23 protein-coding genes are annotated in these 23488 nt (G+C 54.6%); 20 read left to right on the top strand and 3 right to left on the bottom strand.

Features of this window, described 5'->3' with window-relative positions:
• The first annotated feature begins 85 nt into the window (after window positions 1–85).
• The 18 genes from RO22_RS24710 to RO22_RS20225 all read left to right on the top strand — a co-directional run bounded on the left by RO22_RS24710 (window position 86) and on the right by RO22_RS20225 (window position 17247).
• The gene (locus RO22_RS24710; RefSeq protein WP_161575217.1) at window positions 86–223 is read left to right on the top strand and encodes a hypothetical protein; all 138 of its coding nucleotides are present in this window, start codon (window positions 86–88) and stop codon (window positions 221–223) included.
• On the top strand, window positions 216–2450 hold the full coding sequence (tssI, locus tag RO22_RS20295; protein ID WP_041159242.1) for a type VI secretion system tip protein VgrG: 2235 nt from the start codon (window positions 216–218) through the stop codon (window positions 2448–2450). The genes RO22_RS24710 and tssI overlap by 8 nt, the downstream gene beginning before the upstream one ends.
• 3 nt (window positions 2451–2453) lie before the next feature.
• Complete coding sequence (locus tag RO22_RS20290) at window positions 2454–3608, top strand: DUF2169 domain-containing protein (protein ID WP_041159241.1); 1155 nt, start codon at window positions 2454–2456, stop codon at window positions 3606–3608.
• On the top strand, window positions 3598–5301 hold the full coding sequence (locus RO22_RS20285; RefSeq protein ID WP_027956905.1) for a DNA/RNA non-specific endonuclease: 1704 nt from the start codon (window positions 3598–3600) through the stop codon (window positions 5299–5301). Before RO22_RS20290 ends, RO22_RS20285 begins: the two co-directional genes overlap by 11 nt.
• A 16-nt stretch (window positions 5302–5317) precedes the next feature.
• Complete coding sequence (locus RO22_RS20280) at window positions 5318–5653, top strand: immunity protein YezG family protein (protein ID WP_027956904.1); 336 nt, start codon at window positions 5318–5320, stop codon at window positions 5651–5653.
• 96 nt (window positions 5654–5749) lie between these two features.
• The gene (locus RO22_RS20275; RefSeq protein WP_084625504.1) at window positions 5750–6526 is read left to right on the top strand and encodes a DUF2169 domain-containing protein; all 777 of its coding nucleotides are present in this window, start codon (window positions 5750–5752) and stop codon (window positions 6524–6526) included.
• Entirely contained in the window at window positions 6516–7619 is a 1104-nt protein-coding gene (locus RO22_RS20270) for a hypothetical protein (RefSeq protein WP_041159239.1), read from the top strand. The genes RO22_RS20275 and RO22_RS20270 overlap by 11 nt, the downstream gene beginning before the upstream one ends.
• A gap of 102 nt (window positions 7620–7721) precedes the next feature.
• A complete protein-coding gene (locus RO22_RS25395; protein WP_081742584.1) occupies window positions 7722–7949 on the top strand; it encodes an HNH/ENDO VII family nuclease in 228 nt (75 codons plus the stop codon).
• 2 nt (window positions 7950–7951) lie between these two features.
• Entirely contained in the window at window positions 7952–8425 is a 474-nt protein-coding gene (locus RO22_RS20265; protein ID WP_027956901.1) for an ankyrin repeat domain-containing protein, read from the top strand.
• Window positions 8426–8932: 507 nt separating this feature from the next.
• Window positions 8933–9079, top strand: a complete 147-nt coding sequence (locus RO22_RS25260; protein WP_081742590.1) for an HNH endonuclease — start codon at window positions 8933–8935, stop codon at window positions 9077–9079.
• Between the two features lie 20 nt (window positions 9080–9099).
• Window positions 9100–9621 (top strand): SMI1/KNR4 family protein, encoded by a 522-nt coding sequence (locus RO22_RS20260; protein ID WP_041159238.1) that lies wholly within the window; start codon window positions 9100–9102, stop codon window positions 9619–9621.
• 22 nt (window positions 9622–9643) lie between these two features.
• On the top strand, window positions 9644–9979 hold the full coding sequence (locus RO22_RS20255) for an immunity protein YezG family protein (protein WP_027956899.1): 336 nt from the start codon (window positions 9644–9646) through the stop codon (window positions 9977–9979).
• A 71-nt stretch (window positions 9980–10050) separates the two neighbouring features.
• Window positions 10051–10695 (top strand): DUF2169 domain-containing protein, encoded by a 645-nt coding sequence (locus RO22_RS20250; protein WP_084625502.1) that lies wholly within the window; start codon window positions 10051–10053, stop codon window positions 10693–10695.
• 318 nt (window positions 10696–11013) lie between these two features.
• Entirely contained in the window at window positions 11014–11514 is a 501-nt protein-coding gene (locus RO22_RS20245; RefSeq protein ID WP_161575215.1) for a DUF2569 family protein, read from the top strand.
• A 225-nt stretch (window positions 11515–11739) separates the two neighbouring features.
• Window positions 11740–13152 (top strand): tetratricopeptide repeat protein, encoded by a 1413-nt coding sequence (locus tag RO22_RS20240; RefSeq protein ID WP_051430511.1) that lies wholly within the window; start codon window positions 11740–11742, stop codon window positions 13150–13152.
• A gap of 82 nt (window positions 13153–13234) precedes the next feature.
• Window positions 13235–13978, top strand: coding sequence for a hypothetical protein (locus tag RO22_RS20235; RefSeq protein ID WP_027956896.1), 744 nt, complete (start codon window positions 13235–13237; stop codon window positions 13976–13978).
• 186 nt (window positions 13979–14164) lie between these two features.
• Window positions 14165–15376, top strand: a complete 1212-nt coding sequence (locus RO22_RS20230) for a YeeE/YedE family protein (protein WP_041159236.1) — start codon at window positions 14165–14167, stop codon at window positions 15374–15376.
• Between the two features lie 191 nt (window positions 15377–15567).
• Window positions 15568–17247 (top strand): NAD-dependent malic enzyme, encoded by a 1680-nt coding sequence (locus tag RO22_RS20225; RefSeq protein ID WP_039859571.1) that lies wholly within the window; start codon window positions 15568–15570, stop codon window positions 17245–17247.
• Window positions 17248–17311: 64 nt separating this feature from the next.
• Here RO22_RS20225 and acnA read toward each other — a convergent pair whose 3' ends face one another.
• A complete protein-coding gene (gene acnA, locus RO22_RS20220) occupies window positions 17312–20044 on the bottom strand; it encodes an aconitate hydratase AcnA (RefSeq protein ID WP_041159235.1) in 2733 nt (910 codons plus the stop codon).
• Between the two features lie 272 nt (window positions 20045–20316).
• Between acnA and trxB the strand changes: the two genes are divergently transcribed.
• Window positions 20317–21267 carry a thioredoxin-disulfide reductase gene (trxB, locus tag RO22_RS20215; RefSeq protein ID WP_022522012.1) on the top strand — a complete coding sequence of 317 codons (951 nt, stop codon included), beginning with the start codon at window positions 20317–20319 and terminating at the stop codon, window positions 21265–21267.
• A gap of 43 nt (window positions 21268–21310) precedes the next feature.
• Here the strand turns inward: trxB and RO22_RS20210 are convergent, their stop codons facing one another.
• The gene (locus RO22_RS20210) at window positions 21311–21847 is read right to left on the bottom strand and encodes a GspH/FimT family pseudopilin (RefSeq protein ID WP_022522013.1); all 537 of its coding nucleotides are present in this window, start codon (window positions 21845–21847) and stop codon (window positions 21311–21313) included.
• A 134-nt stretch (window positions 21848–21981) separates the two neighbouring features.
• Here RO22_RS20210 and thiO point away from each other — a divergent pair, with 134 nt between their 5' ends.
• Entirely contained in the window at window positions 21982–23097 is a 1116-nt protein-coding gene (gene thiO / locus RO22_RS20205) for a glycine oxidase ThiO (protein ID WP_041159234.1), read from the top strand.
• Here the strand turns inward: thiO and RO22_RS20200 are convergent.
• A complete protein-coding gene (locus tag RO22_RS20200) occupies window positions 23094–23366 on the bottom strand; it encodes a PP0621 family protein (protein ID WP_022522015.1) in 273 nt (90 codons plus the stop codon). The genes thiO and RO22_RS20200 overlap by 4 nt on opposite strands.
• Between the last annotated feature and the right edge of the window lie 122 nt (window positions 23367–23488).

Below are 23488 nucleotides of genomic sequence, written 5' to 3'. Positions count from 1 at the left end.
GGCTTTTAAGCGCCGATTGTGAAGCGCTGCTGATAGCCACAACTGCCGTCACCCAATCTAGAAAAACAGCAGCGGAGGAACAGTAATGGGACGAAAAATGGTAGTGGCTAGTCGCTTAATCATCACGCTGGACAATAAGCCGGTTGCACTGACCGATCATGCAGCTGTCTGCGGCGGTATTTTAATCGGCAGTGGCCGCGGAGAGGGGGCTTCCAATGGCTGATAATACGGGTCTTCAGTTTACTTTGTCCCTTCCCGGGGCTACTGACACGGCGGTGGTGAGTTTTACCCACCGCGAAGCGCTGTCGGAGACGTTTGCACTCACCGTTGAGTTCGCCAGCCGCACCCACGACCTGTCGCCCAGCGACTGTTTGGATCAAAATGCCACGCTCACCATTTGGCAGGATGGCGAGCCGCTGCGCCGGGTGCATGGCATTATCGCTGAGCTGCATCGCGGCGATCGCGGGCACCGGCGCAGCTTTTATCGGGTGGAAATTCGCCCCGCCCTGTGGCGGCTATCGCTGCGCCAAAACTCGCGTATCTTTCAAGATACCGTTCCTTATGATGCGATCAAAACGTTAGCCAGCGAGCGCGGCCTCACCGATATCGAGTTTGCCACTACGCGCACGCCGCCCAGCCGTGAATTTCTGGTTCAGTACCGCGAGACCGATCTGGCCTTTATCGAGCGCCTAGCCGCCGAAGAGGGCTGCTTCTATTTCCATGAGTTTGAGAACGCCGAAGGCGGAGCCCATCAGTTGGTGTTTGCCGATGCCACGGTGGTACTGCCTAACATCGGCGAGCGTACCTACCACGGCCGCGCCGGTGGCACGCCGCCCCGACGTCACTTGCGCAAGCTACGCCAGGTTAGCCGGGTACGCCCCGCCTCGGCCACACTCAAAGACTACAGCTTCAAGAACCCGCCTTACGCTCAGCTACACGAACACCAGGCCCCCAATCTAGGGGAGCACGCTCAGCGAGAGGATTACGAACACTACGACTACCCAGGGCGCTATAAGAAGGACGCCTCCGGCAAGCCGTTCACCCGCCACCGACTAGAATCGCTACGTGCCGACGCCACCACCGCCGAAGCGGAAAGTGACCTGCCTGAACTCGCCCCCGGTACCTGCTTTACTCTCACCGACCACGATATCGACAGCCTCAACCGTGCTTGGCAGGTGGTATCGGTGGTGCACCACGGCGAGCAACCTCAGGCGCTAGAAGAGGATGGTATGGCGCGGGGTGGCTATGACAGTAACAATGGGGGGAGCAGCGCTGCGCAAGCAGGCGAGCTGATGACCCGCTACCACAATGAAGTGGTGATCATGCCCCGGGATCAGACCTTCCGCCCGGTGCCCAACCCCAAACCGCGGGTCGATGGCCCTCAAGTGGCCTTTGTGGTCGGGCCAGCGGGCGAAGAGATCTACTGCGACAAGTATGGTCGGGTCAAAGTGCAGTTTCCTTGGGATCGCTACTCTGCCTCTAACGAAACCGCCAGTTGCTGGGTGCGCGTCGCCCAGGGCTGGGCGGGCGGCGGTTACGGCAGCATGGCGATCCCCAGGATCGGGCATGAGGTCATTTTGTCGTTCTTGGAGGGTGACCCGGACCAGCCGCTGATCACCGGGCGCACTTACCACGCGGTTAATCGGCCGCCCTACCCGCTGCCGGCCTACAAAACCCGCACGGTCATCCGTACCCAGAGCCACAAGGCGGACGGCTTTAACGAGCTGCGCTTTGAAGACGAAGCAGGCGAAGAGCAAATCTGGGTGCACGCCCAAAAAGACCTCGATCTGCTGACCCTCAATGACCGCACCGAGGACATCAAGCGCGATAGCACCCTGCACGTCTATCGTGACCGCACCACCGATATCGACCGCGACGAAACCCGCACCGTCCATCGCCATGAAGTCCACACGGTGCATGGCAACGAGACCCATACCGTGGACGGTAACGAAACCTTTACCGTGCATAAGAACCGCCGTAAGACAGTGGATGGCAACGAAACCGACCGCATCGGTAAAAACTGGTCGAGCAAAGTGGGTAAGAACAAAACCGAAACCGTTGGTAAGGCGTATCTGCAGAACGTCGGCATGGGCCGCATGGAAAACGTCGGTCTGGGCTACAGCCTCAACGTCGGGGCGATCATGAATACCCTGGTCGGGCTCAGCAAGAGCACCCAGGTGGGGCTCAACCACTCGCTCAATGTCGGGCGCAACATCACCCTCAAGGCCGGCAAGCAGCTCACCCTGCAGGTAGGCAACAGCCGGCTGGTGCTCACAGAGGACGCCATCTACCTCGATGCGGGCGAGATCCACGTCAAGGCGGGCACCAAGGTGCATGTCGACGGCCCCGATGACGTACTGCTCAACACCGGCACGGCCCAACCCGCACCGGGAAGTGCCGAGGAAAGCGATGGCCCTGAACCAAGCGACGCTAAGTCGCCGGGGTGGTAGTACATGGCGCAAGTGATTAATCCAACGTCGTTCCCCCATGCGCTGTATCGCAAGCTCGGCCCGGGCGACCAAGAGTATGATGTGGTGGTGGTACGCGCCACCTACCGATTCACCGAAGACAACTGGCCGCTGTTCGAATCCAGCCACCAGCTGCCGATTCGCTGGCAGCCCACGCTTGAGGGCGATAGCGACAACCTGTATGCCCAGGTCATCACCGATGACCGCGACGTGCTGCTCGGCAAACTGAGCACCGAAGTGCACGTGCATGGCACCCTGCGCTCGCCCACCGGGCAACCGCGCAGCACCTGGCAGGTGCGGGTACAGGTAGGCCCGGTGGACAAACGCCTGATCGTGCGTGGGCCACGGGAGTTCCGCTGGCAACTGCTCGGTGGCTGGCGGGTCACTGACCCCACACCGGTGAGCGAAGTACCGCTGGACTACCGCTACGCCTTCGGTGGGCACTACAGCCTGCCCGACGAGGACGCCCTCGCTAACACGCTCTACTACCCCGACAACCCCGCTGGGCGGGGCTGGTTGCCATCACGTGCTGACTATAAGCGGGTGTCCAGCGAGGTCGCCCGGTACCTAAAACCTGACCTTAACGCTGTGACACGGCTACCCGCCCCCCAACTGGAAGACCCGGATTGGCTGGTCACCTCACCCTTCGACCGCCCGGCCCCGGCAGGCTTTGGCCCCATCGCCCCCTGGTGGGAGCCCCGGGTCAGTTATCAAGGCACCTTCGACAACCACTGGAAAACCCAGCGTTTGCCCTACTGGCCCGAAGACTTCGACTATCGCTTTCACCACAGCGCCCCGGCGGATCTGGTCGCGCCTGACTACCTGCGCGGTGACGAACTGATGATCCTCACCAACTGCCTGCCCAATAGCCGCGCGATCATGGTGGGAGACCGCCAACGCTTTCGCCACCGCACCCGGCTACCGGGCATCGCCCTGCAGGCTCTCACCGAACACGCCAGTGGCCAGCGGGGCAATACCCTGTTGGCGCTGGACACGGTGGGTATCGACCTGGATCGTGAAGACGTCACCCTCACCTGGCGGGCACTGTTCCCGCTCGATGACCCACTCAAGCAGGTACGCATCCGGCGCACACGGCTGGCAGCGACCTCATCCACCGGAGGAGCGCGCCATGTCGGATAACGCGCACGAGCTAGCCCCCATGTGTGTGACACCTGACGGACTGTGCGAAGAGGGCGACGGCCCACCCGGTGCTGACAGCAGCACACCGCGCGATACCCAGGGAGAGTCACCCCAAGGCGAAACCCTTAGCGGCCAAGCCCGTCACGCCGGTAATGCGGAGGCCCGATGGAGAGCGTTGACCAGCTTTCCTGATTTTTGTCAGGTGGGTGACAAGATCGTGGGTTTTGACTCCTCGGGACCGCTTGGCAACCCGGTGAACTACTCGCCTAACGTGATCACCGCCGGGCAGCGCACCTACCGGGTCGGCGATTTATGCCAAGGCACCGAGGGCAACGCCGGATCGGGGGTGGGCTCTGGCACCTCCCAGGGCAGCGGCCACGTGCTGTTCATGACCGGGCACGACAACGTCAAAGCCAACGGCCTGCCTGTCGTTCGCGACGGCAGCGAATGCACGATCAACTGCAACGCCGCCGGGGCAGGCGGCGCCAAGGGCTATGTCCACACCAACACCGAGAGCGTCAACAGCCAGGCCGAAGAGAGCAGCGAGGCGCTCAGCGAGGCTGAACTGTTTCAGCAACAAGGCGAAGCCAACCTAGAACGCGTGGGCGAGCTACGCGACGCCCTGCACGATAACCCCAACGGCAAAACCGCTGCCGAGGCTGAAGCGCTCTATGCGGAGGTTCAGCAATTAGCCAGCGAGACCCGAGCTCAACAAGACGCCCTTATGGATGCGCTAAGGGAAGGGCGCATCAGCGGTAACGACTATATCGAGAGTAGTTTTGAGGTCGACGAGGCTGCTAATCGTGCCGCCGATATGCAGCAAGAAGCCGAGCGCCAAGTGCGTTATACCTCAGAAAGTGGTCGCAACATCCGAGCAGCGGGGGTGTTTGTGGCCGAAGCCGCTACACCGTATGGCATCGTTGTGGATATACAAGACACAATGGCATTGTGGGGCGAAGGTAGATTACTCGCCGCGTCGGGCATGACCCTGCTGACGGCTGCCTCGGTTATTCCGGGGGTAGGGCTTTTACGTAAGGCGGATGACGTCGTGGACATTGCCCGGAATACTGATAGGACAGGAGATGCGGCGGGAAGTGCCAATCGCAGTGGGACGCCAGGAGACAACGAAGGGGTGCAGATTAGCGCAAAGCAAGGAGGGAAGATTGTTCACCGGTTTGATAATGTTACGGATTTCAATCGGGCGGCTAACAATCCTCTACCAAATGCGCGTTATGAATATGGTACGTATGCTTGGGAAACTGATAATCTGGGCCGAGTCACGGAAGCTTCCGGAACAGTCCGGTTGGATGCGCTGGATGGCCGAGCAGGCACGGACGGCATTAGCACTAGTGTTATTGGAAAGGAAGGACAGCCAGGAGATGTAGGCTTTCACCTTATTGGTGATCAGTTCGGTGGGCCTACAAATAGATTGAATGTGGTGCCGGGTAATGGGGCACGAGTAAATCCCAATGGTCCGCCGAATTTGAACCAGGGCCAATATGGGAAATTTGAGCGCTCTATGAAGCGAGCTGCCCAAGATCCAGTGAATGTTGGGAAGAATGTGGAAGTCAGGATTTCGCCTCAGTATAACCCCAATAATAGTACAAATAGGCCTGATGAGTTTGAAGCTTCATACCGTGTTGATGGAGAGCGCTGGAAAACGTTTGTATTTGAAAATAAACAAGGTGGATAAAGAAAGGAGTAAGTAAATGTCTATAGAATTTCAGAAAAATGTTGTTCAAGAGGTGGCAGGCTTAGTTGGGCCAGGATGGGAGAAGATAACTGTAAATATTGAAATTGATGATGTTGAAGGAGAAATAGTGGTAAGCCCAGAGGCTGATGTTTGGTATGACGGAAGTGCCGATGAACTTCGATTAGATATAGTGGCTCGAAATTCTTTTAAAAAGCTTCGTGAGGTTATGGCCCAGAACGATAAGGAAAATCGTGCCTGGACGATTTGCGATCTTGAAATTCAGAATGATGGACAATTCAAATTTAAGTTCTCATATGATGAACCGCCTAGATTGGCTACTTTGAAGGAATGACAAAGAGAGCTCTTAATATTCTGTGCCAGCGGTAGTGTTCAGAATTCTGTGTCAGCTAGCTCACAGGTAGATATGATCGTCTAGTTCCGCTGGCAACTGCTCGGTGGCTGGCGGGTCACTGACCCCACACCGGTCAGCGAAGTGCCGCTGGACTACCGCTACGCCTTCGGTGGGCACTACAGCCTGCCCGACGAGGACGCCCTCGCTAACACACTCTACTACCCCGACAACCCCGCCGGGCGGGGCTCGTTGCCATCGCGCGCTGACTACAAGCGGGTATCCAGCGAGGTCGCCCGGTACCTAAAACCCGACCTTAACGCCGTCACGCGGCTACCCGCACCCCAACTGGAAGACCCTGACTGGCTGGTCACCTCACCCTTTGACCGTCCGGCTCCGGCAAGCTTTGGGCCCATCGCCCCCTGGTGGGAGCCCCGGGTCAGTTATCAAGGCACCTTCGACGACCACTGGAAAACCCAGCGGTTGCCCTACTGGCCCGAAGACTTCGACTATCGCTTTCATCACAGCGCCCCGGCGGATCTGGTCGCGCCTGACTACCTGCGCGGGGACGAACTGATGATCCTCACCAACTGCTTAGCCAATAGTCAGGCGATTATGGTGGGGGACCGCCAACGGTTTCGTCACCGCACCCGGTTACCGGGCATCGCCCTGCACGCCCTTACCGACCATGCCAGTGGCCAGCGCGGCAATACCCCGCTAGCCCTCGACAGCGTGGTGATCGACCTGGATCGGGAAGACGTCTCCCTCACCTGGCGGGCACTGTTCCCGCTCGATGACCCGCTCAAACAGGTACGCATCCGGCGCACACGGCTGGCAGCGACCTCATCCACCGGAGGGGCACGCCATGTCGGATGACAGCAACACGCCACCAGACGCCCAGGGGCAAGCCCGTAACGGCCAGGCCCGCCACGCCGGTAATGCGGAGGCCCGATGGAGAGCGTTGACCAGCTACCCTGATTTTTGTCAGGTGGGCGACAAGATCGTGGGTTTCGATTCCGAGGCGACGCTCGGCAACCCTGTGAACTACTCGCCCAACGTGATCACCGCCGGGCAGCGCACCTACCGGGTCGGCGATTTGTGCCAAGGCACCGAGGGCAACGACGGCTCGGGGGTGGGCTCCGGCACCTCCCAGGGCAGTGGCCACGTGCTGTTCTTGACCGGGCACGACAATGTCAAAGCCAACGGGCAACCGGTCGTCCGTGACGGCAGCGAAAGCATGATCAACTGCAACGCCGCCGGGGCAGGCGGCGCCAAGGGCTACGTCCACACCAACACCGAGGCCGTCAACAGCCAGCCCGAAGAGGCCAGCGAACCGCTCAGCGTCGCCGAGCAATTACAGCAAGAGGCACAAGCCAACCTGGAACGCGTGGGCCAACTACGTGACGCCTTGAACGACAATCCCACCGGCAAAACCTCGGAACAAGCCCTGGCGTTGCGGGCGCAGGTAGAGGAGCTTTCCCAGATGGTGGAGCACCAGCAGCAAGCGATGATGGAGGCCTCTCGCAACGGCACCCTCACGGATGATGAGCTGCATGATTTGATAGACTACATCAATGAAGCTACCGCCAGTGTTGGAGAGTTGCGAGAGAACGTTGGACGGCAGACCGCGCGTGCCAATGGCAAAGGGACATGGGTTGATTTTCTTATTGGTTTTAACCCCGTTATAGCGGGAGCACAGCTGCTTGAAGGAGTGGGAGATGGCATCAGGTCAGGCCAATACGGCCAGGCCATTTTGCCTGTGTTACTTGATGCTACGCCCATCGGGCGCTCTCTCGGTTCCTTTGTTAACAAGGTGTTTGGCGGTTTCAAAAAGCCCAAGAGGGTTGACAGAGATTCGTCTAGTAGCACTGACGACACCTCGACTAAGGCGGATGTGCCACCACCGGCGCCTGAGGAAGGGGGGGCAGATTGCGGGGCGAGGAAAAACTGGGCAAGGAGGGGATATTGATGTTCCAGTTAAAACCCCTACTCTGACTCTAAGAGAAGGCCTAAGTACGGTAAGGGTCAGGTTGAAGATGTATGGGAGAACGCGAAGCAACCTGACGGAAATATCTATGATCCGAATACAGGTGAGTTACTAGAATGGGACACTTCGAAGTCAAGGGCTGGTCAGTGGGATATGGGGCATAAGCCTGGTCACGAATATCGAAAACTACACAAGGACTACATGGATGATAAGATCACGAAGGAAGAGTTCATGACGTTTTATAGAGACCCAAATAATTATCAGCCGGAATCTCCTAGTGCAAACCGGAGCCGTAAGTACGAGGTCGACTAAATATGAGTATTGAAGATGTTTTTCAGGCGATCCGATTAAAGAACTACCAAGACTATCTTCGTTTAATTGATGGCGTTGATGTAAACGCAGAAAACGAAGATGGACAAACACTGCTTCATGAGGCTGCTGCTTACAATAGCCTTGAGTGCGCCCGGGACCTAATTTCCAGAGGAGCGGATGTAGATAGCCAGGATCCGAAGGAAATGGTTCCCTTACACTATGCTGCTGCCAATGGAGCGTTTGAGGTTGCCGAGATTTTAGCTGAAGGTGGGGCAAACTTTTCTATCAGTGATAAGTACGGAAATGAGCCTTTGTGGACAGCGGTTTTTAATGCCAGAGGGAACTATAAAACAGTCGATCTATTTGTAAGGCACGGCGCAAACCCCAACCATAAAAATGATAGTGGAAAGTCCCCGTTTGATTTCGCCAAGCAAATTAAAGATTTCGGATTGATCACAATGCTTGAGAATGAGTAGTATCAAAGACGAGCCTCCAAGGCAGATTGAGGATATACTTCGAGGTGACTACCCGGAGCTTTTCGATCGTCACAACCTTCAGGCTTTCGGACTGTTGACGTCTGAAATATGAGCCTGTGAACCAAGTTCTGTAACTGCCTATGAGTAATGTATTCAAAAGCCTGTATCATGCAGACCGGTAGTGTTCAGAATTCTGTGTCAGCCGTTCGTCCCGTCTGAATTCAGACCGATTCTAACGAAGCCGTTGGATACGCGTGGTTCAAGGCTGGGCGGGCGGCGGCTACGGCAGCATCGCGATCCCCAGGGGCGGCCTGACCCAGATCAGTCGCTGATCACCGGGCACACCTTTTATGCGGTGAACACGCCACCTTAACCGCTACCGGCCAACAAAACCCGCATGGTGATCCGCACCCAGAGCCATAAAAGCAAAGGCTTTAACGAACTGCGCTTTGAAGATGCCACCGGCGAGGAGCAGGCTGGCTCCTCGTCCAAAAAGACCTCGACCTACTGGCCCTCAACGACCGCAGCGAAGAGGTCAAGTGCGATAATTATACCTGGCATAGGGGGACAGCACTACATCATCTAGATAATGTGACAATACAGTTTATTCCTACAAAGTTGCACGGAAATATACCGCATATAGGATCTGCATAAGATCTTAGAGGAGGGTTTTAATGTACAGTGAAATTTTAAGGAACCTTGGGGCAAGGGCATTGAAAGATGATTCAATTGAGCAATGTTCTTATGAGCAAGTATGCTCAGAGCTCGATATCAGACTACCAGATGATTATGTGTTGCTGTTAAATGATTATAATGGCTCAATTGTTTTTGATAATGGGACTATGTTTAAGCCAAAACAAAAAACTCCGATTGATTCAGAAGATGGCTTTCAGTCATTGGAGATTCTTTATGGTTTAAGTGGAAAGAATAATTTAATAAAGAAAAATGTGATGTATAAAGATCAGATTCTGGCTGGTTTTGTAACAATTGGTGAATCTATTGGAGGCAGTCAGATATGCGTGTCAAGCGCTGGCGGTGGTATTTATTTTTGGTTTCATGAGGCTGAAACTGATGATGGCTCTCTATTTGTAGTGTCGGATAGTCTCAATAGCTTTATTAATTCACTGATAATTGACGACATGCAAGGTAAAAATAAAAGAGAAGTGGATGATTCAGGCTCATTTTTAGATTTTTAATCGTGATGGATGGGAGTTTTAAATGAGTGTTAATCTACAGGGTAATGTAGTTCAGGAGGTCTTGCTTTTAGTACCTCACAAGTGGGATAAAATTCAGCTGAATATTGAAATTGATGATATTGAAGGTGAATTAGTCATTAGCCCGAAGGGAAAGTATTTTATTGGTGATGAATTGTATGAGTTACGCTTAGGAGTTGATACCACTAATGCTTTTAAAGAACTCCGCAAGGTTATGGCTCAGAACGATAGGGAAAGCCGAGCCTGGACTATCTGCGACCTTGATGTTCAAAATGATGGCCAATACGATTTTAAGTTCTCATATGATGAACCACCTAGGTTGGCTACTTTGAAAAATTGATAATAAAGGCTCTTCGTCGGTAGTGTCAGAATTCTGTGTCAGCTCATGAATCCAGGGTATAACGGTTTGTAATTGGCGGGAATTGCACCCTGCTCTCGCCCACAGGCCAGCCGCGCAGCACCTGGCAGGTGCGGGTGCAGGTGGGCTCTGTGGACAAACGCCTGATCGTGCGCGGGCCACGGGAGTTCCGCTGGCAGCTGCTCGGCGGCTGGCGGGTTACTGACCCCACTCCGGTGAGCGAAGTCCCGCTGAACTACCGCTATGCCTTCGGTGGGCACTACAGCCTGCCCGACGGGGACACCCTCACCAACACGCTCTACTACCGCGACAACCCCGCTGGGCGGGGCTGGTTGCCATCACGCGCTGACTATAAGCGGGTGTCCAGCGAGGTTGCCCGGTATTTAAAACCCGACCTTAACGCCGTCACACGGCTACCCGCTCCCCAGCTTGAAGATCCCGATGCCCTGGTCACCTCACCCTTTGATCGTCCGGCTCCGGCAGGCTTTGGGTCCATTGCCCCTTGGTGGGAGCCCCGGGTCAGTTATCAAGGCACCTTCGACGAGCACTGGAAAACCCAGCGTTTGCCCTACTGGCCTGACTTGAGGATGCCACCGGCGAGGAGCAAATTTGGCTCCATGCCCAAAAAGATTTCGACTGCGGTGAAACCCATACCGTGCATGACAACGAGACCTACTGCATGGGCAAAGATTGAATAAAGTCGACAATAATCAAACCGAAATGGGGCAGTCTGTACCTAAAAAAGGTTGGTCACAAACTATTCAAGTAAATCGTTAGACGCTTTAGTGGCTTCTCTACTCGAAGGTTGGTATTGCTTGCCCCTCGCACCATGGTTGTCGATATATAGATATTGCCACTTCAAACCGTCCATGGCTAAGGCAAAGTGGATTTTACTTGAGATTATAGAAAAATTAGTGTATTTAAAAAATTGTGGCGAAGTATTATGAGGATGCTAGTGGGTGAGTGTGGTAAGATTCGCTATCACCATTTTTGGATCAATGAAGAGAGGGATCGAAATGACTGAGAGGGACTTACCTTACCCCAACAAGCCAGTAGGTGTAGGTGGTTGGTTGATGTTTTATATATGGGTTGTATGCATCATTCTTCCATTTATCTTTGTGGTCAAAATTCTAGAGTTTTTAAGAGAACAGGATGTTGTTGAAAATGCTGATTGGTTTAATTATTTTTTAGAAACTGTGCCTTACACTTCTGCTTTTTTTGTGTTTTGCCATTTATGCATGGTAGTTGTTTTATATGCGAGTAATAAGAAAGTTACGCGTTACATCGTCGTGTTGCTAATATGGCTTTCCGGCCCTTTGTTGAACGCTAGCCTTCTTGCCTTCTGTGTTGTGACTATGCCACCTGAAGCTGGGGAGTATTTCCTTGCGATGAGAATCCCACCTTCCATTTTTAATCTGGTATGGTCAGTTATCTGGACTCTTTATTTTTTACGCTCTAAGAGAGTGGCTAACACCTATTGGCGAGATGAAAAGGCTATAAAGAATTCGGCAGCTTAAGCGGCGTCGTAGTACGGGTAAAACGATCATGCTGAACTAAGCCTCGGAGTTTGCTGACCACGAGGCTGTTACAAAGGCGGTTAGCGCCTCTGTTTATTTCTTGATCCTTGTTACTCAGGCCCTTGTGGGAGTCATGAGATCAAGAAAATGAGTGGTTTGTATAGAAATCCAACAAATAGTCTGAGAAGATAAGTAGAATTAAGATCAGTGCAGGGATTGCATGCCATGCCTCACCTTATTGCTATATCACTTCTGAGTCTCACCCTTTTCTTATGCTCCTCACCCGCATTAGCCCAGCCGATGAATGAAGCGCTTAGCGCTTATACTGACGATCAAGTTAATGCAGGTTTTGATCAGCTTGTCGCACGCGCTAAGCAAGGTGATTCGGAGTCACAGTATCAGCTTGGTGCTATGTATCGTCACGGCGATGGCGTATCCAAAAATACTAACAAAGCCATCACGTGGCTTAGACTCGCGACAAAACAGGGGCATCCTGACGCCCAATTTATGCTGGCAGGGATGTATTACTTAGGCATTGGGCTCCCTCAAAGCTCTAGTGACGCGGCCGAGCTATATTTTCTCGCCGCTGAACAGGGTGTTCCCGATGCACAGTATAACTTAGGTGTTATGTATCGCGATGGCGAAGGCGTAGTACAGGATTTTAGTAAAGCCATCGAGTGGTTTCAGTTAGCCGCCGACCAAGAAGTGGTTGATGCCTATAATAACTTAGCCTGGCTTTACTATCGGGGCGAAGGCGTTACTCAAAGCATGAGTGATGCCTTAAGGCTATTTAATCTTGCGGCTGAGAACGGCCATATGGGCGCTCAAAACCAACTGGGGTATATGTATGCCAATGGCGAGGGCGTTACCCAGAATGAGGATACCGCGACTGAGTGGTATCGCCGGGCCGCAGAACAAGGGGATGCCGATGCGCAGTTTAGAGTGGGCTACCGGTACGATACCGGCCTGGGCGTTGCTCAAAATAGCCGCAAGGCGTTGGGTTGGTATCGCCAGGCTGCTGAGCAAGGCCATATTTCTGCCCAGTTCAACACGGGCATCATGTACCGAGACGGAGAAGGCGTTGAGCAAGACGCGCGAGCAGCGGCAGACTGGTTTCGGCTGGCCGCCGAGCAGGGCGATGCTGATGCACAGTTTGAATTAGGCTATATGTATGATTTTGGTGCAGGTATTCCCCCAAACCCAGAAAAAGCGATGATGTGGTACCGTCGCGCCGCAGAGCAGGGTGACGTCATGGCTCAATTCAACCTGGGGGCTATGTACCGTTACAACCCAGGCGTTGAACGAGACGATCATGAAGCGGCGCACTGGTACCGTCTTGCCGCCGAACAGGGAGATACTGATGCTCAAACCATGCTAGGCGCTATGTACCAGTTTGGTGAAGGCGTGCCTATTAACCGTGTACTCGCCCTGCAGTGGTATCAACAAGCGGCCATTCAGGGCAATGCTATGGCCCAATACAATTTAGGCAGTATGTACCTTCGCGGCGAAAGCATTCCCGAGAGCCGGAGCGACGCCATTCGCTGGTTTGATCTTGCCGCCCGCCAAGGGGAACCGAATGCCCAGTTTACGCTTACTCTCATTTACGTCGAATCACTAGGGCTTTTAGCAGGTGGCTAGCTCGTAATTAGTTCACTTATTATCTGCAATCAAGAAGACAATTAGGCTACGACTAAGCTCTGTCTTACACCAAGGACAAAATATGCGACTACTTATTGCCATCTTGCTGTTTCTTACTTGTGCGGTCTTTACACTCGCGACTCCTAATGGTTATGTTAGCTACGAGGGATTGATTGTAGATATTATCTTAACGGCTATTTTAATCCCATCATTGATGGCGCTTCCTTTCTGCCTACCCAAATCTGGTAGAAACGTTAGGCGTTTCCTCAAAGCATATAATATCGCCGTGCTTGTTGTTATTTTATTTCAAGTTAAAGACCTTCCTGTTGGTAAAGAAAAAGCCATCGCTTCCACAGAGGATGCCAATAACTCTGAAGTGATCAGTAGCGACGCAACAAAAAAAATTACCAATGGCGAGTTCGCTATATCCGTTCCACTTACCTGGGCCATTTATGCGCCCAGCGGGAAAGACTATATTTTAAGAACAAAGAGTGAAACAGGTGAGTTAGAAATGTTCATTGGTTTCGATCAGAATGATGCCTCTCTTACCTTAGAAGAGTACGGTTTATTGCTTGAAAGCAGTTTCCAATATCATGTGCCGGGCGATATTTTTGTATCGACCTCGGCCAATTGCGGAGTAAAAGACATCGAGTGTCTTTATCAAGTCGTAAACATTGTAGATGGCGATCAAGAAACATCTACCCTCGTTGCTTCTTTAGCCGCTCCTAATGGGCACTATAGAATAATGATAAACACCTTTACTGCGTCGTGGGAGGAACAGAGCGCCACAATATTCAAAGTACTGCATTCTTTTAGGTTGCTATAGCAGGGTGATTCTTGCGCTAGACTGGTGCGTTGCTCCATCATCCATATATTCCCCAAAGATATAACTACCTTTAAATAAAGAATTTCCCGCGCTCTACAGCTATCGTTAGGCTTATAACTATTGTCCATGTCTACCAAAAGCGCCTGTTTGTTAACAGGCGCTTTTGGTGCTGCAAAAGGTGAATGTATGTCTACAACGACGGTTGCTGCGCCGCAGAGCTATCGCGTGCCGCTGATAGCCACAGCGGCGATTGTGCTGGGTGCGTTGCTTATTGGGGTTGTCTTTGACGCCAACATTGGCCTGTTGATGATTGTCGGCGGGCTATTTGGCATGGTGCTGTATCACGCTGCCTTTGGTTTTACCTCAGCGTGGCGGGTATTTATTACTGAGCGGCGCGGGCGTGGCCTGCGTGCCCAGATGATGATGCTGGCGATTGCTGTGGTGCTGTTTTTCCCTGCCTTGGGGGCGGGTTCCCTGTTTGGCAACGAGGTGTCGGGCTTTGTGGCGCCCATTGGTATTTCTGTGTTGGTAGGGGCGTTCCTGTTCGGTGTGGGCATGCAGTTAGGCGGCGGCTGTGCCTCTGGCACGCTGTTTACCGCAGGCGGTGGTAACGCGCGCATGCTGATCACTCTGGTGTTCTTTATTGTCGGCTCGGTGATTGGCTCGGCGCATTTTGCCTGGTGGCAGAGCTTACCGACCTTTCAACCGGTATCGCTGGTTAACGTTGCCGGGGTCAGTGGGGGGATCGCCATTAGCCTGGTGCTGTTTGCGGCTATTGCGGCGTTTACCTGGGTGATGGAGAAGCGTCGTCATGGTCAGTTAGAACAGGCGCCCATGGTCGATAAGCATGGCTATGAGCGTTGGTTGACTGGGCCTTGGCCGTTAGTGGCGGGCGCGGTGGCGTTGGCGCTGCTCAACTTTGCCACCTTGGCACTGGCAGGCCGCCCTTGGGGAATTACCTCTGCGTTTGCGCTGTGGGGTGCTAAAGGCTTTGAACTGGTGGGCGGCGATGTCAGCCAGTGGGGCTATTGGCAGTCCCCTGGCAACGCAGCGGCCCTTAAAGCCAGCGTATGGAGCGACATCACTACGGTAATGAATGTCGGTATTATGCTGGGCGCGCTGGCTGCCGCCAGCTTGGCGGGTCGCTTTGCACCTAACTTCAGAATCCCGTTGAAATCTATCTTGGCCGCGGTCATCGGCGGCATCTTGCTAGGTTATGGCGCGCGTTTGGCGTTTGGTTGCAATATTGGTGCTTACTTCAGCGGCATTGCCTCTGGCAGCCTTCACGGTTGGGTATGGCTGGTAGCGGCGTTTGCGGGCAACATGTTTGGCGTTAAGCTGCGGCCGTTCTTCTTCGCTGGCGTGGAGGGGCGCAAACCCACCGCTAAAACTTGCTAGGGCATCGTTAGATCACTAGTTAATCGCGCCATCACGCCTCGGTTTAGGCTTCCTAAACCGAGGCGTTTTTTTATCAACATGGTCGCTCTCTTCCACCTTTGTCGCAGGAGCATGTTACATTACGCTCAAACGCCGCAAACGCCCGATGTTGCTGCATTGCAGCAGTGATTGACATAAAAAAGAGAGTGCTTATGACTACCGAGAGTAGACGCCCCCTATACCTTCCTTACGCCGGTCCTTCTTTGCTCGAAATGCCGCTATTGAACAAAGGCAGCGCGTTTACTCAGCAGGAGCGCTTGGCGTTTAACCTGATTGGTTTGCTGCCGCAGAAGGTAGAAACTATTGAGGATCAGCTAGAGCGGGTCTACCGCCAGTACCAACAATGCCATAGCGACCTCGAAAAGCACATCCACCTGCGCGCCATTCAAGACGACAACGAAACACTCTATTTCCGTATGGTTTCCCAGCATCTTGAAGAGATGCTGCCGATTATTTACACCCCCACGGTAGGGCAGGCGTGTCAGGAATTTTCCAACATTTACCGTAACCACCGCGGCCTGTTTATTAGCTATCCTGACCGCGAACATATGGATGATATCCTGCGCAGCGCCACCAAAGATAATGTCAAAGTGATCGTAGTGACCGATGGTGAGCGCATTCTAGGCCTCGGCGACCAGGGCATCGGGGGCATGGGTATCCCGATTGGTAAACTGGCGTTGTATACCGCCTGTGGCGGTATTAGCCCCGCCTACACGCTGCCGATCATGATTGATGTGGGCACTAACAACAAAGCGCTGCTGGATGATCCCATGTACATGGGCTGGCGCCACGAGCGGGTAGGGCAGGAAGAGTACGATGCTTTCATGGCAGAATTTATCGCTGCTGTGAAGCGCCGCTGGCCGAACGTGCTGCTGCAGTTTGAGGACTTTGCCCAGGCCAATGCGGTGCCGCTGCTAGAGCGCTATCGCAACGAGCTTTGCTGCTTCAACGACGATGTGCAGGGGACTGCCTCTGTGGTGGTGGGTACGCTAATGGCGGCTTGTCAGGCCCGGGAAGAGACCATTGCCCAGCAGCGTGTGGTGTTTGTAGGTGGCGGTTCCGCGGGGTGTGGAATCGCCGAGCAGGTGGTCGTAGCGATGGAAGCGGAGGGCTTGACCGAAAGCGAAGCACGGTCGCGTATTTACATTGTCGATCGCGACGGCTTGATGACCAGCGATCAAGAGTGGCAGCGCGACTTCCAGCGCCGGTTAGCCCACGACCCTTCGCTAGTCGCCGAGTGGAATGGCCAGGGTCTGGAAGAGACGATTGCTCAGATCAAACCAACAGTGCTGATCGGTGTCTGCGGCCAGCGCGGTATCTTCACCGAGCAGGTGGTGCGCACCATGCACGCGGGTTGTGAGCACCCGGTCATCATGCCGCTGTCTAACCCTACTTCCCAGGCAGAGGCCGTGCCAGAGGATGTTATTCGCTGGACCGACGGCCAAGCCTTGGTAGCCACCGGTAGCCCCTTTGCGCCGGTGGTTTACAACGGCCGTACTTATCCGATTGCCCAGTGCAACAATGCCTATATCTTCCCAGGCATTGGGTTGGGCGTGATTGCTGCCAGTGCCAATCGAGTCACCGACGAGATGCTGATGAGCGCCTCGCGGGCGCTGGCCCGTGAAGCGCCGCTGGTTAAAGAGGGCAAGGGTGCTTTGCTGCCGCCGCTATCGCGTATTCGCGATATCAGCAAGTCGATTGCTTTTGAAGTGGCTGCCCAGGCACAGCAGAATGGCGTGGCACTGAAAACCAGTGGTACGACGCTACGGGAACTGATTGAAAAGGCGTCCTGGTCGCCAGATTATCGCACCTATCGCCGCCGCGCTTTTTAAACGTTTGGCTAAAAAAAAGCCCCCACCGAGGTGGGGGCATGCAAGCATTGGTAGGTTTTACCCTTTAGGCTGCGCCGATCATCTTGCGCAACACGTAGTGAAGGATACCACCGTGGCGGTAGTAAGCCAGCTCGTTTACCGTATCAATTCGGCACTTGGCATCAACGCTACGTTCCCCGTCGGCATTTTTGATCACGATGTTGACCGTGCCACCTGGCGTCAGGTCGCTTAAGCCGGCAATCGAAATCTCTTCATCGCCGGTTAATCCCAGCGTTTTACGGCTTTCGCCTTCGGCAAACTGCAGCGGTACAACGCCCATGCCGATCAGGTTAGAGCGGTGAATACGCTCGAAGGATTCAGCAATCACCGCGCGAACGCCCAGCAACCGGGTGCCTTTGGCCGCCCAATCCCGTGAGGAGCCGGTGCCGTACTCTTTACCGGCGATCACGACGAGCGGTTTGCCTTCCTCTTTGTACTTCATGGCCGCATCGTAAATGGCCATCTGCTCGCCGCTGGGTACGTGGCGTGTTTCACCGCCGACCACACCGTCGAGCATCTCGTTTTTGATCCGCACGTTGGCGAAGGTGCCGCGCATCATGACTTCATGGTTACCCCGGCGTGAGCCGTAGGAGTTGAAGTCGACCGGCCTGACGCCGTGTTCTTGCAGATAGCGCCCGGCGGGGCTGTCAGGCTTGATGGCACCGGCAGGGGAGATATGGTCGGTGGTCACCGAATCACCCAGCATGGCAAGCACGCGGGCACTGTGCACATCTTCGATGGCATCCGGCTCGCGGCCCATGCCTTCAAAGAAGGGCGGGTGCTGAATGTAGGTGGATTCAGGCCACTGATAGACCTTGCTTTCTGACACGTCGATGGCTTTCCAGACATCGTCACCCTCAAACACCGCGCCGTATTCTTTACGGAACATGGCGGTGTTGACCTGCTCGACGGCGCTGGCAATCTCGGCCTGACTGGGCCAGATATCTTTGAGGTAGACCGGGTCGCCGTTGCTATCTTTGCCCAACGGCGCCTGGGTAAGGTCAAGCTGGACATTACCCGCCAGGGCGTAAGCCACCACCAGGGGCGGCGAGGCCAGCCAGTTGGTTTTGACCAACGGGTGTACACGGCCCTCAAAGTTACGGTTACCGGAGAGCACCGAGGCCACGGCAAGATCGCCGCTGTTGATCGCTTTTTCGATCTCATCAGGCAGCGGGCCGGAGTTACCGATACAGGTGGTGCAGCCGTAGCCGACGAGGTTGAAGCCCAGTGCATCCAAGTCATCGTTTAATTCAGCGGCTTCCAGATAATCGGTGACCACTTTGGAACCTGGTGCTAAGGAGGTTTTCACCCAGGGCTTCGTGGTTAACCCCTTTTCACGCGCTTTACGTGCCAGCAGCCCAGCGGCCATCATCACGCTGGGGTTGGAGGTGTTGGTGCACGAGGTAATCGCCGCAATCACCACCGCCCCGGGGTCAAGGCTGAAATCATGGTCATCAAGCGTAACGGCCTGGCTGGTGTCATGCTCGAAGCTGCGCCTCACCCCCACGGCGGTTTGGCCGCCTTCAGAAGAGAGTTCCCCCTTTGCGTTGGCATCCGCGTTGACGTCTTCCTGCATGAACTTGTCAAAGGCCGCCGCCATGTCTTTCAGCGCCACGCGATCCTGAGGACGTTTGGGGCCGGCCAGGCTGGCCTCTACCTCGGTCATGTCCAGTGCTAGGGCGTCGGTGAAGATCGGCTCGTCATTAGGTTCACGCCACAGCCCTTGGGCCTTGCTATAGGCTTCCACCAGGGCGACTTGCTCATCTTCACGCCCCGTCAGGCGCATATAGTTCAGGGTTTCTTCATCCACTGGGAAGAAACCACAGGTAGCACCATACTCGGGGGCCATATTGGCGATCGTGGCACGATCCGCCAGCGGCAGGTCTTTCAAACCATCGCCGTAGAACTCGACAAATTTACCCACCACGCCTTTTTTACGCAGCATCTCGGTAACGGTGAGTACCAGGTCAGTGGCGGTAATACCTTCGCGTAGCTTGCCGGTTAATTTAAAGCCAATCACTTCGGGGATCAGCATCGACACCGGCTGACCGAGCATGGCCGCTTCGGCTTCAATACCGCCCACGCCCCAGCCAAGCACGCCCAGGCCGTTGATCATGGTGGTGTGAGAGTCAGTGCCCACGAGGGTGTCGGGGTAGGCAAAGGTCTTGCCGTCTTCGTCCTTCGTCCATACCGTTCTGCCTAGGTACTCCAGGTTGACCTGGTGACAAATACCGGTACCGGGGGGAACGACGCTAAAGTTATCAAACGCCTGCTGGCCCCAGCGCAGAAACTCATAGCGCTCGCGGTTGCGCTGCATTTCGATATCGACGTTCTCTTGAAATGCAGCCGGGTTGCCGAACTTATCGACCATTACCGAGTGGTCGATAACGAGATCGACGGGGGAAAGCGGGTTGATCTTCGCCGGGTCTTCGCCCAGCTTTTCTACTGCGGCGCGCATGGAGGCTAAATCCACCACACCGGGCACGCCGGTAAAGTCCTGCATGAGTACCCGCGCCGGGCGGTAGCCGATTTCGCGGCTGGATTTGCCCTCGGCCTGCCAGTCGACCAGGGCCTGCATATCTTCCTGATCTACGCTTTCGTCGTCGGCGAAGCGCAGCTGGTTTTCGAGTAGAATCTTGAGCGTCTTGGGTAGCCGGTCAATGCTGCCCAGGGTCTCGGCCGCGTGGGGCAGGCTGTAGTAGTGATAGGTTTTACTACCAACCTCTAGGGTGTTTAGCGTATCGGGTATCTTGCTCATATCTCTCTCCTCTGGTTGCTGAGCGCAGCGCTCAGCATGACGGTCACGATCTTTCTTTAGTATAGATTTCCCCCCAGTATGGCGTTGATTTAGTAATAACACATGGGTCTTTGCACAGAGGCTTTCAAGGTTTCTTCGCCTAATAGCGTAGATGAAACCTTGCAATAGCTTGTACTTGGCACCATTTCAGGCAGACTCTGTGGCTAATTTTTTCAAAGCTATTAATACAGCTAGCGACAAAGCTATCAGTCAGATATTTACAAGGTGGTGTCATGGAAACTCGTCATGAGCGTTTGATTATTCTTGGATCCGGTCCCGCAGGCTATACGGCTGCCGTCTATGCTGCTCGGGCCAACCTGAAGCCGCTGCTAATTACCGGTATTCAGGCGGGTGGCCAACTGACCACCACAACCGATGTGGATAACTGGCCCGGCGACGCTCAAGGCGTACAGGGGCCGGAGTTGATGGAGCGCATGAAGCAGCACGCCGAACGTTTCAATACAGAGGTGCTGTTTGATCACATCAATGAGGTTAGCTTAAGCGAAAAACCGTTTACCTTAAAAGGCGATAGCGGTATTTATACTTGCGATGCGTTGATCGTGGCCACCGGCGCGAGTGCCCGTTACCTGGGTCTGCCCACTGAGCAGCAGTTTATGGGCCAAGGGGTGTCGGCCTGCGCTACCTGCGACGGGTTTTTCTACCGCAATCAGGAAGTCATTGTGGTTGGCGGCGGCAATACCGCCGTGGAAGAGGCGCTCTATCTCTCTAACATCGCTTCCAAAGTGACCCTGGTACACCGCCGTGACACACTGCGGGCGGAAAAAATCCTCCAAGATAAGCTTTTCGAGAAAGCTGAGGCGGGCAAAATCGTTCTTGAGTGGTTCCAGGAAGTCGAAGAAGTGCTCGGCGATAACTCCGGTGTTACAGGCGTTCGGGTTAAATCCACTAAAGATGGTTCAAGCAAAGAGATTCATGCGCCTGGACTGTTTATTGCCATTGGCCATAGCCCCAACACAGGGATCTTTGAAGGCCAGCTGGACATGAACGGCGGCTATATCAAAGTGCATTCAGGCCTTGAAGGGAATGCAACCGCGACTAGCGTACCGGGCGTATTTGCCTGCGGCGACGTGATGGATCACATTTATCGTCAAGCAATCACTTCAGCTGGCAGCGGCTGCATGGCAGCGCTGGATGCCGAGCGCTATTTAGACGGTATTGCTTAAAACCATTGTCACAACGCCGTGAATGAGTTGAAGCGCCTAATGATTAACAGTCGATAGGCGCTTCATCAATCCTTAGCCGCCCTAATTGGCTAAGTACCAGCTTTTTACCCTTAGAGCCCACGGCGCCGCTGGTTGAGCAAATAGCAAAACTGCCGTTATAACCGCTGGTATAGCCCAGCGGGCTGTAACGGATACGCGACCAGCCCCGGTTGTAGGTCACTTGTGTGCCTTGTTGCGCGGGCACAATGCGCAAAATGTCTTCTTCAGTGATGCTATCGGTTTTATTGCCCCACACAATCATAAGCTCTCCACCCCAGTCATTAGCGCAAGCCTCACGGTTCTGCGAGGCTGGGCAAAGCGTCAGCTGGCGGCGTTGGCTAATCGCTGTATTACGCGCGAACGAAAACGCACTCTGGAATCGATTGACCTCGCTAGTCTGTGCGGTACGCTCCCCCAATGCTTGAAAATTGGGTAGCCCCCAGGCGGCGATGATTCCAACCAACAGCAGGGTGATCAGTAGCTCGAGCAGTGTAAACCCGCTTTCAGGTGTGGTGTGCGTCTTGACGTAAAAACTGCTCATCGCCTCTCCTCACTTGACCTTGTTATCGCCCGCGCTATGCTCACTCTCCTTTACCAGTAGCGAACATATCGTCGTTAATAGGTCATCCTAGGCGGCGCTACGCTTTTTTTATGTAAGCCAAAACGGACAATTTTGTGAGCGATTTCTTAATTATTGGCGGCGGCGTGATCGGTATGATGACAGCGCTGCAGTTAGCCGATGCCGGTCACCAGGTCACACTGGTTGATCGTGGTGAGTGCGGTAAAGAGGCATCCTGGGCGGGCGGTGGTATCGTTTCGCCGCTCTATCCCTGGCGCTACGACTCTGCGGTATCGCAACTTTCCCGCTGGTCGGAAGGCGTTTACCCCTCTTTGGCCCTGCGCTTATTGGAAGAGACCGGTATTGACCCCGAATATCGTCAAAAAGGGCTGCTCTACCTAAATGTGGACGATGCCGACCAAGCGCTGCAATGGGCACGCCAGCTGGGGAAACCGCTAGAGCGGGTAGGGGCAGACTTTGTTCACGCTAAAGAACCTGGTGTGGCAATGGCTGACGATAGCGCGCTATGGATGCCGACGCTGGGCAGTGTGCGCAATCCGCGTTTAGCCAAGGCGTTGAAGGCGCGGTTAGCGGCGATGCCCCAGGTAACGCTGAAAGAGCAGTGCGAGGTCAGCGGTTTTATTCAACAGGGTGGCAAAGTAGAGGGCATCGTTGAAGGCGTGGTGACGTCTCAGGGGCCGATAACGGCTGAACGCATTATTGTTTGCGGCGGCGCTTGGGCTGCGCAGCTCTTGTCGCAGTTGAATGTGCAGTTGCCGGTAAGACCCGTTAAAGGTCAGATGATCGCTTACCAAGCACCCAAAGGGTTGGTGCAGCGCGTGGTGTTAAAAGATGGACGCTATATTATTCCGCGTGCAGATGGCTTGCTATTGGTCGGTTCTACGCTGGAAGAGGTGGGTTTTGACAAGCGCACCGATGAGGCGGCATTGGCGTCGCTAAAACAGAGTGCTGAAGCTATTCTGCCCGCTTTGGCAACGTACCCGGTAGCGCACCAGTGGGCCGGCCTGCGGCCTGGATCCCCAACGGGCATTCCCTTTATCGGCGCGCTGCCTGAATGGAGTAACGTCTTCGTCAATGCCGGGCACTATCGCAACGGCTTGGTGCTGGCGCCTGCTTCGACCCATTTACTGGTGGATCAACTGCTGGGGCGCGAGCCACTAATTGACCCCGCGCCTTACCAACTTACGCCAGAGCGGCTAATACAGGCTTAAGGTGTGCCGTCTTTATCCTGCTGCTCCTGCAGGTAGCGGTCGCGATGGGCGCTGGAGCAGAACCACTGCTCCTGGTCACGCAGTGCTTCGTCTTCAGGAACGTGGACCTCACACCAGCGGCAGCGCACCATTTTGCCACCCTCGTGGCGGTTGACTTTTTTATGCTGCGCTTCATGCTCAAGCTTACGTTGCCGGTATATGCCGTATAGCTTTAAACCGGCATAGAATATAACGGCGAAGATAATCAGCCGAATGATCAAGAGGTTCATCCTTTTGTGTCTCCCAAAGTGGGAATCTAGGCACAAGGCGTTAGGATAGACCCGCAGCCTTTGCCAGTTGGCGGCCCTTGCGGGACAATACGACTATGTTGGTGTAACCCTATTTTAAAGAT

The sequence above is a fragment of the Halomonas sp. KHS3 genome (genome assembly GCF_000830495.1).
Taxonomy (GTDB): domain Bacteria; phylum Pseudomonadota; class Gammaproteobacteria; order Pseudomonadales; family Halomonadaceae; genus Vreelandella; species Vreelandella titanicae.
The sequence above is the reverse complement of the archived record's forward strand: the minus strand, read 5'-3'. Positions and strand labels throughout refer to the sequence as shown.

Excerpts from the sequence above, each read along its gene's own strand:
- RO22_RS20200 (WP_022522015.1), bottom strand. The coding sequence starts at position 23,366 with ATGAACCTCTTGATCATTCGGCTGATTATCTTCGCCGTTATATTCTAT.
- RO22_RS20240 (WP_051430511.1), top strand. The coding sequence starts at position 11,740 with ATGCCTCACCTTATTGCTATATCACTTCTGAGTCTCACCCTTTTCTTA.
- RO22_RS20225 (WP_039859571.1), top strand. The coding sequence starts at position 15,568 with ATGACTACCGAGAGTAGACGCCCCCTATACCTTCCTTACGCCGGTCCT.
- RO22_RS20260 (WP_041159238.1), top strand. The coding sequence starts at position 9,100 with ATGTACAGTGAAATTTTAAGGAACCTTGGGGCAAGGGCATTGAAAGAT.
- RO22_RS20285 (WP_027956905.1), top strand. The coding sequence starts at position 3,598 with ATGTCGGATAACGCGCACGAGCTAGCCCCCATGTGTGTGACACCTGAC.
- RO22_RS20265 (WP_027956901.1), top strand. The coding sequence starts at position 7,952 with ATGAGTATTGAAGATGTTTTTCAGGCGATCCGATTAAAGAACTACCAA.
- RO22_RS20270 (WP_041159239.1), top strand. The coding sequence starts at position 6,516 with ATGTCGGATGACAGCAACACGCCACCAGACGCCCAGGGGCAAGCCCGT.
- RO22_RS24710 (WP_161575217.1), top strand. The coding sequence starts at position 86 with ATGGGACGAAAAATGGTAGTGGCTAGTCGCTTAATCATCACGCTGGAC.
- acnA (WP_041159235.1), bottom strand. The coding sequence starts at position 20,044 with ATGAGCAAGATACCCGATACGCTAAACACCCTAGAGGTTGGTAGTAAA.
- tssI (WP_041159242.1), top strand. The coding sequence starts at position 216 with ATGGCTGATAATACGGGTCTTCAGTTTACTTTGTCCCTTCCCGGGGCT.
- RO22_RS20210 (WP_022522013.1), bottom strand. The coding sequence starts at position 21,847 with ATGAGCAGTTTTTACGTCAAGACGCACACCACACCTGAAAGCGGGTTT.
- RO22_RS20255 (WP_027956899.1), top strand. The coding sequence starts at position 9,644 with ATGAGTGTTAATCTACAGGGTAATGTAGTTCAGGAGGTCTTGCTTTTA.
- RO22_RS20235 (WP_027956896.1), top strand. The coding sequence starts at position 13,235 with ATGCGACTACTTATTGCCATCTTGCTGTTTCTTACTTGTGCGGTCTTT.
- trxB (WP_022522012.1), top strand. The coding sequence starts at position 20,317 with ATGGAAACTCGTCATGAGCGTTTGATTATTCTTGGATCCGGTCCCGCA.
- RO22_RS20290 (WP_041159241.1), top strand. The coding sequence starts at position 2,454 with ATGGCGCAAGTGATTAATCCAACGTCGTTCCCCCATGCGCTGTATCGC.
- RO22_RS20280 (WP_027956904.1), top strand. The coding sequence starts at position 5,318 with ATGTCTATAGAATTTCAGAAAAATGTTGTTCAAGAGGTGGCAGGCTTA.
- RO22_RS20230 (WP_041159236.1), top strand. The coding sequence starts at position 14,165 with ATGTCTACAACGACGGTTGCTGCGCCGCAGAGCTATCGCGTGCCGCTG.
- RO22_RS20245 (WP_161575215.1), top strand. The coding sequence starts at position 11,014 with ATGACTGAGAGGGACTTACCTTACCCCAACAAGCCAGTAGGTGTAGGT.